This is a genomic window from Paenibacillus sp. GCM10027627, from assembly GCF_042675505.1.
In the GTDB taxonomy this organism is placed as follows: domain Bacteria; phylum Bacillota; class Bacilli; order Paenibacillales; family Paenibacillaceae; genus Pristimantibacillus.
In genome coordinates, this window is the sequence record NZ_JBHTHB010000009.1 from 13,858 (window position 1) to 27,881 (window position 14,024).

Annotated in this window: 29 protein-coding genes; all 29 read right to left on the bottom strand. The window is 48.3% G+C overall.

All coding sequences use genetic code 11. The features are described from left to right. Window positions 1–85: 85 nt before the first annotated feature. Window positions 86–481, bottom strand: coding sequence for a 30S ribosomal protein S11 (gene rpsK / locus ACFQZE_RS22725; RefSeq protein ID WP_116050217.1), 396 nt, complete (start codon window positions 479–481; stop codon window positions 86–88). A 19-nt stretch (window positions 482–500) separates the two neighbouring features. Next, window positions 501–869, bottom strand: coding sequence for a 30S ribosomal protein S13 (gene rpsM / locus ACFQZE_RS22730; protein ID WP_379361435.1), 369 nt, complete (start codon window positions 867–869; stop codon window positions 501–503). 19 nt (window positions 870–888) lie between these two features. Continuing rightward, window positions 889–1,002, bottom strand: a complete 114-nt coding sequence (gene rpmJ, locus ACFQZE_RS22735) for a 50S ribosomal protein L36 (protein ID WP_003333770.1) — start codon at window positions 1,000–1,002, stop codon at window positions 889–891. Between the two features lie 46 nt (window positions 1,003–1,048). Beyond that, window positions 1,049–1,264 carry a translation initiation factor IF-1 gene (infA, locus tag ACFQZE_RS22740; protein WP_015847200.1) on the bottom strand — a complete coding sequence of 72 codons (216 nt, stop codon included), beginning with the start codon at window positions 1,262–1,264 and terminating at the stop codon, window positions 1,049–1,051. A 3-nt stretch (window positions 1,265–1,267) separates the two neighbouring features. Continuing rightward, entirely contained in the window at window positions 1,268–1,549 is a 282-nt protein-coding gene (locus tag ACFQZE_RS22745; protein WP_379361572.1) for a hypothetical protein, read from the bottom strand. A 2-nt stretch (window positions 1,550–1,551) separates the two neighbouring features. Beyond that, window positions 1,552–2,316: a type I methionyl aminopeptidase gene (gene map, locus ACFQZE_RS22750; protein ID WP_379361437.1), complete on the bottom strand. Its 765-nt coding sequence runs from the start codon at window positions 2,314–2,316 to the stop codon at window positions 1,552–1,554. Then, window positions 2,316–2,966: an adenylate kinase gene (locus ACFQZE_RS22755; protein WP_379361439.1), complete on the bottom strand. Its 651-nt coding sequence runs from the start codon at window positions 2,964–2,966 to the stop codon at window positions 2,316–2,318. Before ACFQZE_RS22755 ends, map begins: the two co-directional genes overlap by 1 nt. Before the next feature lie 84 nt (window positions 2,967–3,050). Next, window positions 3,051–4,352 carry a preprotein translocase subunit SecY gene (gene secY, locus ACFQZE_RS22760; protein ID WP_379361441.1) on the bottom strand — a complete coding sequence of 434 codons (1,302 nt, stop codon included), beginning with the start codon at window positions 4,350–4,352 and terminating at the stop codon, window positions 3,051–3,053. Further along, the gene (gene rplO / locus ACFQZE_RS22765) at window positions 4,353–4,793 is read right to left on the bottom strand and encodes a 50S ribosomal protein L15 (RefSeq protein WP_379361443.1); all 441 of its coding nucleotides are present in this window, start codon (window positions 4,791–4,793) and stop codon (window positions 4,353–4,355) included. Between the two features lie 46 nt (window positions 4,794–4,839). Beyond that, window positions 4,840–5,019 carry a 50S ribosomal protein L30 gene (gene rpmD, locus ACFQZE_RS22770; protein WP_379361446.1) on the bottom strand — a complete coding sequence of 60 codons (180 nt, stop codon included), beginning with the start codon at window positions 5,017–5,019 and terminating at the stop codon, window positions 4,840–4,842. Window positions 5,020–5,032: 13 nt separating this feature from the next. Next, window positions 5,033–5,530 carry a 30S ribosomal protein S5 gene (gene rpsE / locus ACFQZE_RS22775; RefSeq protein ID WP_068679339.1) on the bottom strand — a complete coding sequence of 166 codons (498 nt, stop codon included), beginning with the start codon at window positions 5,528–5,530 and terminating at the stop codon, window positions 5,033–5,035. Between the two features lie 25 nt (window positions 5,531–5,555). Then, window positions 5,556–5,924, bottom strand: coding sequence for a 50S ribosomal protein L18 (gene rplR, locus ACFQZE_RS22780; protein WP_379361449.1), 369 nt, complete (start codon window positions 5,922–5,924; stop codon window positions 5,556–5,558). Window positions 5,925–5,985: 61 nt separating this feature from the next. Then, the gene (rplF, locus tag ACFQZE_RS22785; protein WP_379361451.1) at window positions 5,986–6,528 is read right to left on the bottom strand and encodes a 50S ribosomal protein L6; all 543 of its coding nucleotides are present in this window, start codon (window positions 6,526–6,528) and stop codon (window positions 5,986–5,988) included. 29 nt (window positions 6,529–6,557) lie between these two features. Further along, entirely contained in the window at window positions 6,558–6,956 is a 399-nt protein-coding gene (gene rpsH / locus ACFQZE_RS22790; protein ID WP_379361453.1) for a 30S ribosomal protein S8, read from the bottom strand. A 32-nt stretch (window positions 6,957–6,988) separates the two neighbouring features. Further along, on the bottom strand, window positions 6,989–7,174 hold the full coding sequence (locus tag ACFQZE_RS22795) for a type Z 30S ribosomal protein S14 (RefSeq protein WP_013312154.1): 186 nt from the start codon (window positions 7,172–7,174) through the stop codon (window positions 6,989–6,991). A 26-nt stretch (window positions 7,175–7,200) separates the two neighbouring features. After that, entirely contained in the window at window positions 7,201–7,743 is a 543-nt protein-coding gene (gene rplE, locus ACFQZE_RS22800) for a 50S ribosomal protein L5 (protein ID WP_379361455.1), read from the bottom strand. 31 nt (window positions 7,744–7,774) lie between these two features. After that, entirely contained in the window at window positions 7,775–8,131 is a 357-nt protein-coding gene (rplX, locus tag ACFQZE_RS22805; protein WP_379361457.1) for a 50S ribosomal protein L24, read from the bottom strand. Between the two features lie 51 nt (window positions 8,132–8,182). Next, window positions 8,183–8,551, bottom strand: a complete 369-nt coding sequence (rplN, locus tag ACFQZE_RS22810) for a 50S ribosomal protein L14 (protein WP_379361460.1) — start codon at window positions 8,549–8,551, stop codon at window positions 8,183–8,185. 47 nt (window positions 8,552–8,598) lie between these two features. Next, complete coding sequence (gene rpsQ, locus ACFQZE_RS22815) at window positions 8,599–8,862, bottom strand: 30S ribosomal protein S17 (protein WP_379361462.1); 264 nt, start codon at window positions 8,860–8,862, stop codon at window positions 8,599–8,601. A gap of 51 nt (window positions 8,863–8,913) precedes the next feature. Next, complete coding sequence (gene rpmC, locus ACFQZE_RS22820) at window positions 8,914–9,114, bottom strand: 50S ribosomal protein L29 (protein WP_119602795.1); 201 nt, start codon at window positions 9,112–9,114, stop codon at window positions 8,914–8,916. Continuing rightward, window positions 9,104–9,538: a 50S ribosomal protein L16 gene (gene rplP, locus ACFQZE_RS22825; protein WP_119602796.1), complete on the bottom strand. Its 435-nt coding sequence runs from the start codon at window positions 9,536–9,538 to the stop codon at window positions 9,104–9,106. Before rplP ends, rpmC begins: the two co-directional genes overlap by 11 nt. 2 nt (window positions 9,539–9,540) lie before the next feature. Further along, on the bottom strand, window positions 9,541–10,203 hold the full coding sequence (gene rpsC, locus ACFQZE_RS22830; protein ID WP_379361465.1) for a 30S ribosomal protein S3: 663 nt from the start codon (window positions 10,201–10,203) through the stop codon (window positions 9,541–9,543). A gap of 13 nt (window positions 10,204–10,216) precedes the next feature. Beyond that, window positions 10,217–10,552, bottom strand: a complete 336-nt coding sequence (gene rplV / locus ACFQZE_RS22835; RefSeq protein ID WP_257451695.1) for a 50S ribosomal protein L22 — start codon at window positions 10,550–10,552, stop codon at window positions 10,217–10,219. Between the two features lie 44 nt (window positions 10,553–10,596). After that, window positions 10,597–10,878 carry a 30S ribosomal protein S19 gene (rpsS, locus tag ACFQZE_RS22840; RefSeq protein ID WP_068679361.1) on the bottom strand — a complete coding sequence of 94 codons (282 nt, stop codon included), beginning with the start codon at window positions 10,876–10,878 and terminating at the stop codon, window positions 10,597–10,599. Window positions 10,879–10,945: 67 nt separating this feature from the next. Further along, entirely contained in the window at window positions 10,946–11,776 is an 831-nt protein-coding gene (gene rplB / locus ACFQZE_RS22845) for a 50S ribosomal protein L2 (RefSeq protein ID WP_379361468.1), read from the bottom strand. A 17-nt stretch (window positions 11,777–11,793) separates the two neighbouring features. Continuing rightward, on the bottom strand, window positions 11,794–12,087 hold the full coding sequence (gene rplW / locus ACFQZE_RS22850) for a 50S ribosomal protein L23 (RefSeq protein ID WP_379361470.1): 294 nt from the start codon (window positions 12,085–12,087) through the stop codon (window positions 11,794–11,796). Next, window positions 12,087–12,710: a 50S ribosomal protein L4 gene (gene rplD / locus ACFQZE_RS22855; protein ID WP_379361472.1), complete on the bottom strand. Its 624-nt coding sequence runs from the start codon at window positions 12,708–12,710 to the stop codon at window positions 12,087–12,089. The genes rplW and rplD overlap by 1 nt, the downstream gene beginning before the upstream one ends. 28 nt (window positions 12,711–12,738) lie before the next feature. Further along, the gene (gene rplC, locus ACFQZE_RS22860) at window positions 12,739–13,362 is read right to left on the bottom strand and encodes a 50S ribosomal protein L3 (protein ID WP_379361474.1); all 624 of its coding nucleotides are present in this window, start codon (window positions 13,360–13,362) and stop codon (window positions 12,739–12,741) included. A 42-nt stretch (window positions 13,363–13,404) separates the two neighbouring features. Further along, on the bottom strand, window positions 13,405–13,713 hold the full coding sequence (rpsJ, locus tag ACFQZE_RS22865) for a 30S ribosomal protein S10 (protein ID WP_005544556.1): 309 nt from the start codon (window positions 13,711–13,713) through the stop codon (window positions 13,405–13,407). Window positions 13,714–14,024 lie beyond the last annotated feature (311 nt).

Here is a 14,024-nt window from a genome sequence, read left to right on the forward strand (position 1 = left end):
TTGATTATGTCAAACCTCGTAGTATGCCAAACCTTCACAACCATTATTCACAAGTTGTTGTTATTTGATACCACCGTGGATCAGACTATACGCGACGACGTTTTGGCGGACGGCATCCGTTATGAGGAACTGGAGTTACGTCCTTGATCAGGTTAACTTCCAGACCAGCAGCTTGCAACGAACGAATCGCAGCTTCACGGCCAGCGCCAGGTCCTTTAACCATAACTTCAACCGTTCTCATGCCGTGCTCCATTGCAGCTTTTGCAGCGGATTCAGCAGCCATTTGAGCGGCAAACGGGGTGCTTTTGCGGGAACCCTTGAAACCAAGGTTGCCGGAGCTAGCCCATGAGATTGCGTTACCGTGCGGGTCGGTGATCGTAACGATCGTGTTGTTGAACGTGGAACGGATATGAGCCACGCCGCTATCAATATTTTTCCGGTCGCGACGTTTCGTGCGAACGACTTTTTTTGGTTTAGCCATTGATCATTATCCTCCCTTCTTATTTCTTCTTGTTCGCTACAGTCCGACGAGGACCTTTGCGTGTGCGCGCGTTTGTTTTCGTACGTTGACCGCGAACAGGAAGACCGCGACGGTGACGAAGACCACGGTAGCAGCCGATCTCAGTTAGACGTTTGATGTTAAGCGAAATTTCACGACGAAGGTCGCCTTCCACTTTAACGCTTTTGTCAATGGCTTCGCGCAAACGAGCCAGCTCATCCTCAGTCAGATCGCGAACGCGAGTGTCCGGATTAACTTCAGTTGTTGCCAGAATTTTCTGGGATGTCGTTTTGCCGATACCGAAAATATACGTCAGGGCGATTTCAACGCGCTTGTCGCGCGGAATATCTACACCAGCTATACGTGCCATGGGCTATATTTCCCTCCTTTTATCCTTGTTTTTGTTTGTGTTTCGGATTTTCACAAATCACCATAACGTTGCCTTTGCGACGAATGACTTTACATTTCTCGCAAATCGGCTTAACCGAAGGTCTAACCTTCATTGTGATTACCTCCCGAATCTTTCGTGGGCAAGCCGTAAGCCACGGCCTACTTCCGATAGGTGATGCGCCCTCTTGATAAATCATAAGGCGATAACTGAATGACCACTTTGTCTCCTGTCAAGATGCGGATAAAATGCATTCTGAGCTTTCCGGAAACATGGGCGAGAATTTGATGACCGTTCTCCAGCTCCACCTTGAACATGGCATTCGGCAACGGCTCAATGACCGTGCCTTCGACCTCAATGACGTCTTCCTTAGCCAACCGTCATTCTCCTTTCGCATACGCAAACTTCTGAATTGCATAACGTAACTTGGCATTGGTCACCCTGCCAGTCTCTTGCAAGCTGTTTGTTACTTCGTGACTGATGGCAGGCTGTAACTGAAGATGCAGAACGTTCTTTTTCTTTGGCGAATCGAATTTTTTCTTGTCGCCGTCGGCAATCAGGACGAATCGCTCGTCAATGATGGCGACAACTACGGCAAGGCTTTCTTCGTCTTTGCCTCGAAGCACTTTGACAATCTGACCGATTTCGGGACGCGCATCCATCATTATACGTCAGGCTGCTGCGGCAAAATGGTCAAGATCTCAAAGCCGTCCTCCGTGACAGCTACCGTGTGCTCAAAGTGAGCGCACCATGAACCGTCCCGCGTTACGACTGTCCAATCGTCTTCGAGCGTACGGACATATCGTTCACCGATATTAACCATTGGCTCGATAGCAAGCACCATGCCCGGCTTTAGCCGCGGCCCTCTGTCCGGTATGCCGTAGTTCGGTATTTGCGGTTCCTCATGCAAGTCCGCGCCGATTCCGTGCCCTACGTATTCCCGTACTACCGAGAAGCCTGCCGCTTCAATAACCTTTTGGATGGCGTGCGATATTGTATAGAGACGAACATCAGGCTTAATGAGCGCAAGACCCGCGTAAAGCGACTCCTCCGTTACATCCAGCAGCTTCTGAACTTCGTCCGACACCTTCCCGACCGCATAGGTCCAGGCGGAATCTCCATGGAAGCCTTCATACTGCGCACCGATATCAATGCTAATAATATCGCCTTCATTCAACTTGCGAGATCCAGGGAAGCCGTGTACCAGCTCGTCATTTACAGAAGCGCAAATGCTGGAAGGAAATCCATTGTAACCTTTAAACGAGGGAACTGCGCCTTGGCTTCTAATATACTTTTCCGCCATTTCGTCGAGCTCGCCGGTCGTAACGCCCGGTTTAACCGCTGCCGCCATAAGTCGGTGCGTTTCCGCAACGATTCGTCCGGCTTCCCTCATTAGTCGCAGCTCCGATTCGGATTTGCAAATGATCATTACAACGTACCTTTCAAGCAGGAAACGATATCGGATGTCACTACATCAATATCCTTCTCGCCGTCGACTTCGCGCAGGAGATCCTTACCGCTGTAGTATTCAAGAAGAGGAGCCGTTTTGGACGTGTATTCGTCCAGACGCGTTCCCACTTTTTCCTCTGTGTCGTCGGAGCGCTGATACAGCTCTCCAGCGTCTTTATCGCAAACGCCTTCGACTTTCGGAGGGTTGAACATGACATGGTAAGTGCTACCGCAAGATTTGCAGATGCGTCTGCCAGTTAAACGGGCAAGCAGCAATCCGCGGTCAACCTTTAAGTTCACGACATGGTGGATGCCGCGATCTAGTTCCGTAAGCATAACATCAAGCGCTTCGGCTTGTTGCAGCGTACGCGGGAAACCGTCAAGCAGGAATCCCTTTTGGCAATCTTCAAGAGATAGACGCTCTTTCACGATGCCATTTGTAATTTCATCCGGAACAAGCAAACCTTGGTCTACATACTCTTTTGCTTTCAAACCGAGCGGCGTGCCTTGTTTCATGGCAAGGCGGAATGCGTCACCCGTTGAAATATGAGGTATGTTGAATTCTTCTACGATGCGCTCGGCTTGTGTTCCTTTGCCGGCTCCAGGAGGGCCCATGAATAAAATGTTCATTACCGTGATCCTCACTTTAAACACAATAGGTCCGTTCGGGCTACCCGCGGAAACCGCGCCTGCAGCCCGCATTCGAACCTAATGTTATTTATTGATAAACCCTTTGTAATGGCGTTTGATCAACTGGCTCTCAATTTGCTTCATCGTGTCAAGCGCAACGCCGACAACGATCAGCAAGGAAGTGCCGCCAAGTTGTACCGACTTCGGCAATCCTGCTAGTGCTCCGAAGAACACTGGAAGAATAGAGATTAGCGCAAGGAAAATCGCACCCGTCAGAGTAATCCGCGACATAACGCGAGTTAGGTAAGACGATGTCGGTTTGCCAGGACGAATGCCCGGAATGTATCCGCCATTCTTCTTCATCTGATCCGCCATTTGCACCGGATTAATTTGCACGAATGTGTAGAAGAAGGTGAAACCGATAATCAGCAATACGTACAAGACCATGCCAAGCGGCTTGTCATAGTTCATATTTTCGATAATCCATTTCGCCCAAGTGTGTGTGGACCAGAAGTTCGCAATCGTAATCGGGAACATAATGAGCGATACCGCGAAGATAACCGGTATAACGCCTGCACCGTTAACCTTCATCGGAATATGCGTCGATTGTCCACCGTACATTTTGCGTCCGACAACACGTTTTGCGTATTGAACCGGAATTTTCCGAACCCCTTGCTGAATGAAGATAACGCCAACGATGATCGCGATAATGAAGATCGCGATTACGACCACTTTCGCAATGTTCAAGAACATTTGATCTTGAGCGCCAACGAATTGGCTTTCATAGATCGTACGGATGTGACCAGGAATACCGGCTACAATCGCTGCGAAGATGAGGATCGAGATACCGTTGCCGATGCCTCTTTCCGTAATTTGCTCGCCTAGCCACATCAAGAAAGCTGTACCAGCAGTCAGGATGATAGCAATGACCAAGTAATCTACGAAGGTTGCGCCAGGGATCATTTCTAGGCCGAAAGAACGGTTAAAGCCGATCGCGGTAGCAAAACCTTGCACCAAACCTAGAATGATTGTACCGTAACGCGTAATTTGAGCAAGCTTGCGCTTGCCGTTTTCGCCTTCCTTCGCCCACTCCGCAAATTTAGGAATAACGTCCATCGACAACAGCTGCACGATAATGGAAGCTGTAATGTAAGGCGTAATCCCGATTGCGAAGATGGAGAATTGGAAAAGCGCTCCGCCGGAGAAAGTATTCAGCAGGCCGAACAAGTCGGCGCCTGCCGAATTCATATTTTTGAATACATCTTTATTGACGCCCGGAACCGGGATAAAGGAACCGATCCGGTAAATGAATAGTATGAAAAGCGTGAAGAGGATCCTTGTTCTCAGATCCGTCACTTTCCATATGTTGGACACGGTTGTGAACAATTAGATCACCTCGGTTTTACCGCCGGCAGCCTGGATCTTCTCTACCGCAGATTGAGAGAACTTTTTCGCTTTTACAGTTAGAGCTACATTTAACTCGCCGTTACCCAAGATTTTGATTCCTGCCAAAGGATTTTTTACAATACCTTGCTCAAGGAGAACCGCTGGTGTAACTTCTGTACCTGCTGCAAAGCTGTTTAGCTCTTCAATGTTGACGATCGCATATTCGGTACGGAAAGGGTTGTTAAAGCCGCGTTTCGGAACGCGACGGTACAATGGGTTTTGTCCGCCCTCGAATCCTGGACGAACGCCGCCGCCGGAGCGAGCGTTTTGACCTTTGTGGCCCTTGCCGGCAGTTTTGCCGTTGCCGGAGCCGATACCGCGACCTTTGCGCTTAGGCGCCTGGGTAGAACCCGGTGCTGGTGCTAACTCATGCAATTTCATCGTTCGTGCACCTCCTTATAGATTTCGTGAATATCCGAGCTATGCCTTAAACTTCTTCAACTTTGACCAAGTGGCCGACATGGTTAACCATGCCGCGGATAGCCGGGCTGTCGTTAAGAACGACCGATTGACGAATTTTGCGAAGGCCGAGCGATTCAACCGTTGCACGTTGTTTCTCGTTGCGGCCAATCAAACTGCGAACGAGGGTGATTTGCAATTTTGCCATCGTATGTCCCTCCTTAACCTAACAGCTCTTCGACTGTTTTTCCACGAAGCTTAGCAACATCTTCCGCACGTTTCAAACGGGAAAGACCTTCAAGCGTCGCGTTTACCATGTTCAGGGAGTTCGAAGAACCAAGAGATTTCGTTAAAATGTCGCCTACGCCAGCAAGTTCGAGCACTGCACGAACCGGGCCGCCTGCGATTACACCAGTACCTTCGGAAGCTGGCTTCAGAAGGACTTCACCTGCGCCAAAATGTCCGAGGACAAGATGCGGGATAGTAGTTCCAACGAGTGGTACGTGGATCAGGTTTTTCTTAGCGTCTTCAATACCTTTGCGAATCGCATCAGGTACTTCGCCCGCTTTACCGATCCCTGCGCCAACGTAGCCTTTACCGTCGCCTACTACTACAAGTGCGCTGAAGCTGAAACGGCGTCCGCCTTTTACAACTTTAGCAACACGGTTGATATGAACAACTTTTTCAGTCAGTTCTAACGTATTAGGATCTACACGCAAGTCGATTTACCTCCTTATTAAATGATTAGAAGTTCAGGCCTGCTTCGCGAGCTGCAGTAGCTAGCGCCTGAATTCTGCCGTGATACAAGTAACCGCCGCGGTCGAATACGACCTCAGTTACACCTTTTGCCTGAGCGCGTTTCGCGATCAATTCACCAACTTTAGCAGCAGCTTCAGCGTTGCCGCCGTTTCCGATAGCATCAACTAGCTCTTTGTCCTTTGTGGACGCGGATGCCAATGTTACGCCTGCTACGTCGTCGATCAATTGTGCGTACATGTGCTTGGAGGAGCGGAATACAGACAGACGCGGACGTGCTGCTGTTCCGTTAATTTTCTTACGAACACGAAGGTGTCTTTTCAGACGAGCCTTGTTTTTGTCGCCTTTCGTAATCATGCTTGGGTTCACTCCTTTCCTTATGCCTTAGGAAGCTATAGCAAGGAACGCCTCAGGTTCCTTATTTCTTCTTACCAGCTTTACCTTCTTTGCGGATGATGCGCTCGCCTTCATACTTGATTCCTTTGCCTTTGTAAGGCTCAGGCTCACGTACGGAACGGATTTGAGCGGCAACAGCGCCTACGCGCTCTTTGTCGATACCGCGAACGATAATTTTCGTGTTAGCTGGAACTTCAAACTCGATGTTGCTCTCGGGAGCAATCTCAACCGGGTGAGAGTAACCAACGTTAAGCACGATTTTTTCGCCGGATTTGCTTGCACGGTAACCTACGCCTACTAGTTCAAGGTTTCTTACGAAGCCTTCAGTAACGCCTGTCACCATGTTTGCGATAACGCTACGCGTCGTTCCGTGAAGGGAACGATGCAATTTATTGTCGGAAGGACGTTCGACTACGATTTCGTTTTCCGCTACGTTCACTTTCATGTCTTTGTGAAGTTCACGGGAAAGCGTACCTTTAGGTCCTTTTACAGTAATAACTGTGTTGTCCAAGTTGATGGAAACTCCAGCAGGTACTTGGATTGGTTTACGACCAATACGGGACATTGTTACACCTCCTGTCTTTCTAACTTATATTACCAAACGTAGCAGACGACTTCGCCGCCGGATTTAACTTGGCGAGCTTCTTTGTCTGTCATAACGCCTTTGGACGTGGAAATAATCGCGATTCCAAGTCCGCCAAGTACGCGAGGGATCTCAGTGGATTGAGTGTATACACGAAGGCCAGGCTTCGAGATACGCTTAAGACCAGTGATTACGCGCTCTTGGTTAGGGCCGTATTTCAAGAAGATACGGATAATCCCTTGTTTGTTGTCTTCGATATATTCAGCGTCGCGGATAAAACCCTCGCGCTTCAAAATTTCAGCGATTTGCTTCTTCACTTTCGAAGCAGGCATTTCAACCGTTTCGTGACGAACGATATTCGCGTTACGAATACGAGTCAGCATATCTGCAATCGGATCAGACATAACCATTTATGTGAACCTCCTTCCCGAACTAGGCTTGATTACCAGCTTGCTTTTTTAACGCCAGGTATCTGGCCTTTGTATGCTAATTCGCGGAAACAAATCCGGCAAATTTTAAACTTTTGCAAAACAGAGTGCGGACGGCCGCAACGCTCACAGCGCGTGTACGCGCGCACTTTGAACTTAGGTGTGCGTTGTTGCTTCACTTTCATCGAAGTTTTTGCCACTGGGTATTACACCTCCTAAAAGTGGATTACTTCGTGAACGGCATGCCCATTTGGGTCAGCAATTCACGAGATTCTTCGTCCGTTTTTGCCGTCGTCACGATGACGATGTCCATACCACGAACTTTATCAACTTTATCGTATTCGATCTCTGGGAAGATCAATTGCTCTTTAAGGCCCAGCGTGTAGTTGCCACGTCCGTCGAATGCTTTAGTCGATACACCGCGGAAGTCACGTACACGTGGAAGCGAGATGTTGAACAGCTTGTCTAGGAAGTGGTACATACGCTCGCCGCGCAGTGTAACCTTAACCCCAATCGGCATGTTCTCACGAAGCTTGAAGCCCGCGATGGACTTTTTCGCGCGAGTGACAACCGGTTTTTGACCGGTGATGATACGCAGCTCTTCAACTGCAACATCGAGAATTTTGGAGTTGGAAACCGCTTCGCCAACACCCATGTTGATTACAACTTTCTCAATTTTCGGTACTTGCATAACCGAAGTATAGTTGAACTTCTGCATCAGAGCAGGAGTAATTTCATTAAGAAAGCGACCTTTCAATCTTGCTGTCATTGATCATGGACCTCCTTTCCTACTTTAACAATTAGTCGATCTGTGCTCCAGATCTTTTAGCGATCCGTACTTTTTTGCCGTTGTCGAGCACCTTATATCCGATGCGAGTTACTTTATCGTTATCCTTAGGATCAAGGTGCATAACGTTCGACACATGGATTGGAGCCTCTTGCTCGATGATCCCGCCTTGCGGATTAGCTTGGGAAGGACGCGTATGCTTCTTCACCATGTTGATGCCCTCTACAAGTACGCGATTTTCACGCGGATAAGCTGCGATGACGCGGCCTTTTTTGCCTTTGTCTTGGCCACTAATGACCATAACTTTGTCATCTTTCTTCACGTGCAGCTTGTTATTGTGGGATTCCAATACTTTTTTCAGCCTTGGCATTTGTTACACCTCCCGCTCACTTAAGCTTTCAGGTTTTATCTGGTTGATCAATTAAATTACTTCCGGTGCAAGCGATACGATTTTCATGAAATCTTTATCGCGAAGCTCACGAGCAACTGGTCCGAAAATACGTGTACCACGCGGGCTCTTATCTTCTTTAACGATTACCGCTGCATTCTCGTCGAACGAGATGTAGGAACCGTCTTTACGACGAACGGAACGTTTAGTACGAACGATAACCGCTTTTACTACGTCACCCTTTTTGACAACGCCGCCTGGTGTTGCTTGTTTGACGGAGCAAACGATCAGATCGCCGATGTGACCAACGCGACGGCCAGTGCCGCCCAAAACGCGGATACACATCAATTCCTTAGCGCCGGAGTTGTCGGCAACTCTCAAACGTGTAAATGGTTGAATCATTTCTGACGTCCTCCTTTCGGAAAAAATGCTAGGTTACTGCATGCTCATTACAGAACAACCGCTACTTCAACAACTTCTACCAGTCTGAAGCGCTTGTCTTTGGATAGTGGACGAGTCTCCATGATTTTTACGATGTCGCCGATTTTCGCTTGGTTGTTTTCATCGTGCGCTTTGTATTTCTTCGTGTATTTGATGCGTTTATGGTACAAATCATGTTTTTTGTAAGTTTCTACAGCCACCACGATTGTTTTGTCCATTTTGTCGCTTACGACTTTGCCGATTTGAACTTTGCGGGCATTGCGTTCGCTCATGTTCTTCCTCCTTCCTTCATCCGTGATCGTACTTTTCTTGGCAAGGATTTATTAGCTGCTGATTCCGAGTTCTCTTTCACGCAAAACGGTTTTAGCACGAGCTATTTCCTTACGCACGTCACGAATCCGAGTCGGGTTGTCCAGCTGGCCAGTAGCCAATTGGAAACGAAGGTTGAACAGCTCTTCTTTGAAACCAGCGATCTGTTGTTCAATCTCAGCAGAGGTTAGGTTGCGAAATTCACTAGCCTTCATTTGCTTCACCACCCACTTCTTCGCGTTTCACGAACTTCGTTTTGACAGGCAGTTTGTGAGCCGCAAGACGCATTGCTTCACGAGCTACTTCTTCAGGTACGCCAGCTAGCTCGAACATAATTTTGCCCGGCTTAACAACAGCAACCCATTTCTCAACGTTACCTTTACCGCTACCCATACGAACCTCAAGAGGCTTTTGAGTAATTGGCTTGTCAGGGAAGATCTTGATCCAAACTTTACCGCCACGCTTGATATAACGCGTCATCGCGATACGAGCCGCTTCGATTTGACGGTTCGTAATCCATGATGGCTCAAGCGCTTGGAGGCCGTATTCACCGAATACTACTGTAGTGCCGCCTTTAGCGCGACCTTTCATATTACCGCGTTGTTGCTTACGGTGTTTTACACGTTTAGGTACCAACATGATTAGTTGCCTCCTTCCTGGGGAGCTTTCTTCTTCGTAGGAAGGACTTCGCCACGGTAGATCCATACTTTTACGCCGATACGGCCGTAAGTTGTATGAGCTTCTGCTGTTCCGTAGTCAATGTCTGCGCGAAGCGTATGAAGAGGTACTGTACCTTCGCTATAACCTTCCGTACGTGCGATCTCAGCGCCGCCAAGGCGTCCGCTAACCGCAGTTTTGATTCCTTTAGCGCCAGCTCTCATCGAGCGTTGGATCGCTTGTTTCAGTGCGCGGCGGAAAGATACGCGACGCTCCAATTGTTGTGCGATGCTTTCAGCTACCAAGATAGCGTCCAGATCGGCTTGTTTGATTTCAGAGATGTTGATGTGAACTTTTTTGCCTTTAGAAATCTTGCCAAGCTCCGTACGCAGGTTTTCTACTTCGGAACCGCCCTTGCCGATAACCATACCCGGCTTAGCCGTTTGGATCGTCACGTTTACGCGGTTAGCCGCGCGCTCGATTTCGATATGGGAAACAGCTGCATCTTTCAGCTTGTTTTTCAAGTATTCACGGATTCTTACGTCTTCTAGAAGAAGATCGCCAAAGTCTTTGCCAGCGTACCATTTGGATTCCCAATCACGGATAATCCCGACACGAAGGCCGACTGGATTTACCTTTTGACCCACACGTTATCCCTCCTTATTTTTCAGATACCACCAAAGTGATGTGGCTGGTTCTTTTGTTGATGCGGCTTGCGCGTCCCATTGCACGAGGACGGAAACGTTTCATTGTTGGTCCTTGGTTCGCAAACACTTGCGATACGACCAATTTGTTCACGTCTAGCTGATAGTTGTGCTCAGCATTCGCAATCGCGGAGTTAAGCAGCTTCTCGATAATCGGGGAAGCCGACTTAGGCGTATGACGCAAAATCGCAATCGCTTCGCCAACTTGCTTGCCGCGAATCAAGTCCGCTACGAGCTGTGCTTTGCGAGGAGCGATACGTACGAATTTAGCGTGCGCTTTAGCTTCTGGCATGTGGGAACCTCCTCTCGTTCATTGAAAAAATGGTTAAGGGCAAATTAACGTCTGCCCGTTTTTTTGTCATCGCTGGCATGGCCTTTGTACGTACGCGTCGGCGCGAACTCGCCAAGCTTATGTCCAACCATGTCCTCAGTCACATATACCGGCACGTGCTTGCGACCATCGTATACTGCAAAAGTGTGGCCGATGAATTGCGGGAAAATGGTCGAGCGACGGGACCAAGTTTTAATAACGACCTTTTTGTTCGTTTCGTTCAGATCCTCGACTTTCTTAAGCAGGTAACCGTCGATGAACGGACCTTTCTTCAAACTGCGACCCATGTGTAATCCTCCCTTCGCATAAACGCTAGCGTGATGACACCATCACGCGGATTGTATCAAGCAACGATTACTTCGTGCGACGACGAATAATGTACTGGCTCGATGCTTTCTTTTTCTTGCGAGTTTTGTAGCCCAGAGTCGGTTTGCCCCAAGGAGACAAAGGCGACTTGCGTCCGATTGGAGCACGGCCTTCACCACCACCGTGTGGGTGATCGTTCGGGTTCATTACTACGCCGCGGACTTCAGGACGTTTGCCAAGCCAACGGGAACGGCCGGCTTTACCGATTTTCACGAGTTCGTGATCTTCGTTGCCAACGGAACCGATTGTTGCACGGCAAGTGTTCAGGATGCGGCGAACTTCGCCAGAGCTTAAACGTACCGATACATAGTCAGTTTCTTTACCCAGCAATTGAGCTTCAGTACCTGCAGCGCGAACCAATTGGCCGCCTTTGCCTGGTTTCAACTCGATGTTGTGGATAACTGTACCGACAGGGATGTTTTTAAGCGGCAATGCGTTGCCGATTTTGATGTCCGCGTCTGGTCCAGATACGACTTGATCGCCTACTTTAAGGCCTTTCGGTGCGATGATGTAAGCTTTCGCGCCGTCAACGTAGTGGATTAGAGCGATGTTGGATGTACGGTTTGGATCGTATTCGATCGTTGCAACGTTACCTACAATGCCGTCCTTGTTACGTTTGAAATCAATGATACGATATTTACGTTTGTGTCCGCCGCCGTGGTGACGAACCGTAATTTTACCTTGGTTGTTGCGGCCTGCTTTTTTGAAAAGCGGAGCAAGCAACGATTTCTCCGGTGTGCTTGTCGTGATTTCCTCAAAAGTGGATACGGACATATTACGACGAGCAGGAGAGGTCGGTTTGTACTTTTTGATTGGCACTTGTATTCCCTCCTTTTCTATACAGACGTTTCAAAGAACTCAAGTTCTTTGCTGTCATCGCTCAATTGAACGATTGCTTTTTTCCAGTCAGGTCTATAACCGCTATGTTTACCATAACGTTTAGGTTTACCCGCTACACGCATTGTGTTAACGCCGGTTACTTTTACGTTAAAGATTTGTTCAATAGCTTGTTTGATTTCGGTTTTGTTCGCGCGAAGGTCTACTTCAAACACATAACGTTTGGCAGCCATATAATCGCTCGTACGTTCCGTAATAACCGGGCGCTTGATAATATCGCGTGGATTTTTCATTACGCAAGCACCTCCTGTACTTTCTCTACTGCTTCTTTAGTGATAATCAGCTTGTCGTATACAAGCACATCGCGAACATTGATGCCGTCAGCTGCGACGAACTTCACGCCAGGGATGTTGCGAGCGGACAATGCTACATTATCCTCATAGTTAGCTGTAACAACCAAAGCCTTGCGGTCAGCTTTCAGGTTGTTCAGGATAACTTTGAATTCTTTCGTCTTAGGAGCCGCGAATGTCAGTTGATCCAAAACGATGATGCTGTTCGCAATCACTTTGGAAGACAAAGCGGATTTGATAGCCAAACGACGAACTTTCTTAGGCAATTTGAAACCGTAGCTGCGTGGCGTTGGACCAAATACTGTACCGCCGCCAACCCATTGCGGGGAGCGAATGCTGCCTTGACGTGCACGGCCTGTGCCTTTTTGTTTCCAAGGCTTACGTCCGCCGCCGCGTACTTCGGAGCGTCCTTTTGTTTTGTGCGTTCCTTGACGTTCTGCAGCTTGCTGCAAAACAACAGCGCTATGCATAACATGAGCATTAGGCTCGATACCGAATACGCTATCCGCTAATTCCAATTCGCCAACTTGCGAACCGCTCACGTTAAATACTGTTACTTTAGGCATTTCGTGTTCCTCCTTTCTTCAAGAGCAATTAGTTCTTAATAGTTTGTTTTACTTTAACGAAGCCGTTTTTAGGGCCCGGTACGGAACCTTTGACCAGAATGACGTTGCGTTCTGCGTCTACACGGATAACTTCAAGTTTTTGAATCGTGATTGTCTCGTGGCCCATGTGACCTGGAAGGCGTTTGCCTTTTGGTACGCGGTTCGCTTGAATGGAACCCATGGAACCTGGTCCGCGGTGGTAACGGGAACCGTGAGACATTGGTCCAGTGCTTTGTCCCCAACGTTTGATAACGCCGGCAAAGCCTTTACCTTTCGAAATACCTGTTACGTCAACGAATTCGCCCTCTGCGAACAAGTCAGCTTTAACTTCCTGGCCAACTTCGTACTCACCAAGGTTAATCCCGCGAATTTCACGAACGTAGCGCTTAGGAGTCGCTCCAGCTTTCTTAGCGTGGCCGATCTCTGGCTTGTTCGATCTCTTTTCTTTCTTATCGGAGAAACCAAGTTGAACAGCTTCATAGCCGTCAGTTTCTACGTTCTTTTTCTGAAGAACAACGTTAGGTCCAGCTTCGATTACCGTTACTGGTACTACGTTACCTTCAGGAGTAAATACTTGAGTCATTCCAAGTTTTTTCCCTAAGATACCTTTCATGTTGACACCTCATTTCCTCACTATGATCGTATATACGGTTTCTTACAGTTTGATTTCGATATCTACACCGGACGGCAGATCCAGACGCATAAGCGCATCAACGGTTTGCGGCGTAGGATTCACAATATCGATAAGGCGCTTGTGTGTGCGCATTTCGAATTGCTCACGGGAATCCTTGTACTTGTGCACCGCACGGAGAATAGTGATGATTTGCTTTTCCGTCGGCAACGGAATCGGCCCGGATACGCCTGCACCGGAACGTTTTGCAGTTTCCACGATTTTCTCAGCGGATTGGTCAAGAATTCTGTGATCGTATGCTTTCAAGCGGATACGAATCTTTTGCTTTGCCATATAAGTCCCTCCTTCTATCGCCCAATTTTTTAATCGGACATACTCCGTGAGAATAACCCGCCACAAGCCCCATGGCAAAGGAGCCGGGTGTGTCGGCAACCTCTCACATCAACGCAACGTCAGACCAACAGTCAATATTATATCGGATTGGGCGGGCAATTGCAACTAAAACCTTTTATCCCACGCATAAAAATAAAAAAAGCCGAATCCCGCGCGGGGATTGGCTTTTTTTACACTCCATTCGACTGGTCTGCACATGTGCAAATCATGCCAGCTAATGTGTTTCTTCTATTATATAGATCCTATAACCG

Coding starts and splice junctions, on each gene's coding strand:
- rpsJ (WP_005544556.1), bottom strand. CDS start 13,713: ATGGCAAAGCAAAAGATTCGTATCCGCTTGAAAGCATACGATCACAGA.
- rplD (WP_379361472.1), bottom strand. CDS start 12,710: ATGCCTAAAGTAACAGTATTTAACGTGAGCGGTTCGCAAGTTGGCGAA.
- rpmC (WP_119602795.1), bottom strand. CDS start 9,114: ATGAAGGCTAGTGAATTTCGCAACCTAACCTCTGCTGAGATTGAACAA.
- rplE (WP_379361455.1), bottom strand. CDS start 7,743: ATGACAGCAAGATTGAAAGGTCGCTTTCTTAATGAAATTACTCCTGCT.
- rplX (WP_379361457.1), bottom strand. CDS start 8,131: ATGCCAAGGCTGAAAAAAGTATTGGAATCCCACAATAACAAGCTGCAC.
- ACFQZE_RS22755 (WP_379361439.1), bottom strand. CDS start 2,966: ATGAACATTTTATTCATGGGCCCTCCTGGAGCCGGCAAAGGAACACAA.
- rpsM (WP_379361435.1), bottom strand. CDS start 869: ATGGCACGTATAGCTGGTGTAGATATTCCGCGCGACAAGCGCGTTGAA.
- rplW (WP_379361470.1), bottom strand. CDS start 12,087: ATGAAAAATCCACGCGATATTATCAAGCGCCCGGTTATTACGGAACGT.
- rplN (WP_379361460.1), bottom strand. CDS start 8,551: ATGATTCAACCATTTACACGTTTGAGAGTTGCCGACAACTCCGGCGCT.
- rplR (WP_379361449.1), bottom strand. CDS start 5,924: ATGATTACGAAAGGCGACAAAAACAAGGCTCGTCTGAAAAGACACCTT.
- ACFQZE_RS22745 (WP_379361572.1), bottom strand. CDS start 1,549: ATGGATGCGCGTCCCGAAATCGGTCAGATTGTCAAAGTGCTTCGAGGC.
- rplP (WP_119602796.1), bottom strand. CDS start 9,538: ATGTTGGTACCTAAACGTGTAAAACACCGTAAGCAACAACGCGGTAAT.
- rplO (WP_379361443.1), bottom strand. CDS start 4,793: ATGAAATTGCATGAGTTAGCACCAGCACCGGGTTCTACCCAGGCGCCT.
- map (WP_379361437.1), bottom strand. CDS start 2,316: ATGATCATTTGCAAATCCGAATCGGAGCTGCGACTAATGAGGGAAGCC.
- rplC (WP_379361474.1), bottom strand. CDS start 13,362: ATGAAAGGTATCTTAGGGAAAAAACTTGGAATGACTCAAGTATTTACT.
- rpsK (WP_116050217.1), bottom strand. CDS start 481: ATGGCTAAACCAAAAAAAGTCGTTCGCACGAAACGTCGCGACCGGAAA.
- rpmJ (WP_003333770.1), bottom strand. CDS start 1,002: ATGAAGGTTAGACCTTCGGTTAAGCCGATTTGCGAGAAATGTAAAGTC.
- rplV (WP_257451695.1), bottom strand. CDS start 10,552: ATGCCAGAAGCTAAAGCGCACGCTAAATTCGTACGTATCGCTCCTCGC.
- rpsH (WP_379361453.1), bottom strand. CDS start 6,956: ATGGTTATGTCTGATCCGATTGCAGATATGCTGACTCGTATTCGTAAC.
- rplF (WP_379361451.1), bottom strand. CDS start 6,528: ATGTCCCGTATTGGTCGTAAACCAATCCAAGTACCTGCTGGAGTTTCC.
- rpsS (WP_068679361.1), bottom strand. CDS start 10,878: ATGGGTCGCAGTTTGAAGAAAGGTCCGTTCATCGACGGTTACCTGCTT.
- rpsQ (WP_379361462.1), bottom strand. CDS start 8,862: ATGAGCGAACGCAATGCCCGCAAAGTTCAAATCGGCAAAGTCGTAAGC.
- rpmD (WP_379361446.1), bottom strand. CDS start 5,019: ATGGCAAAATTGCAAATCACCCTCGTTCGCAGTTTGATTGGCCGCAAC.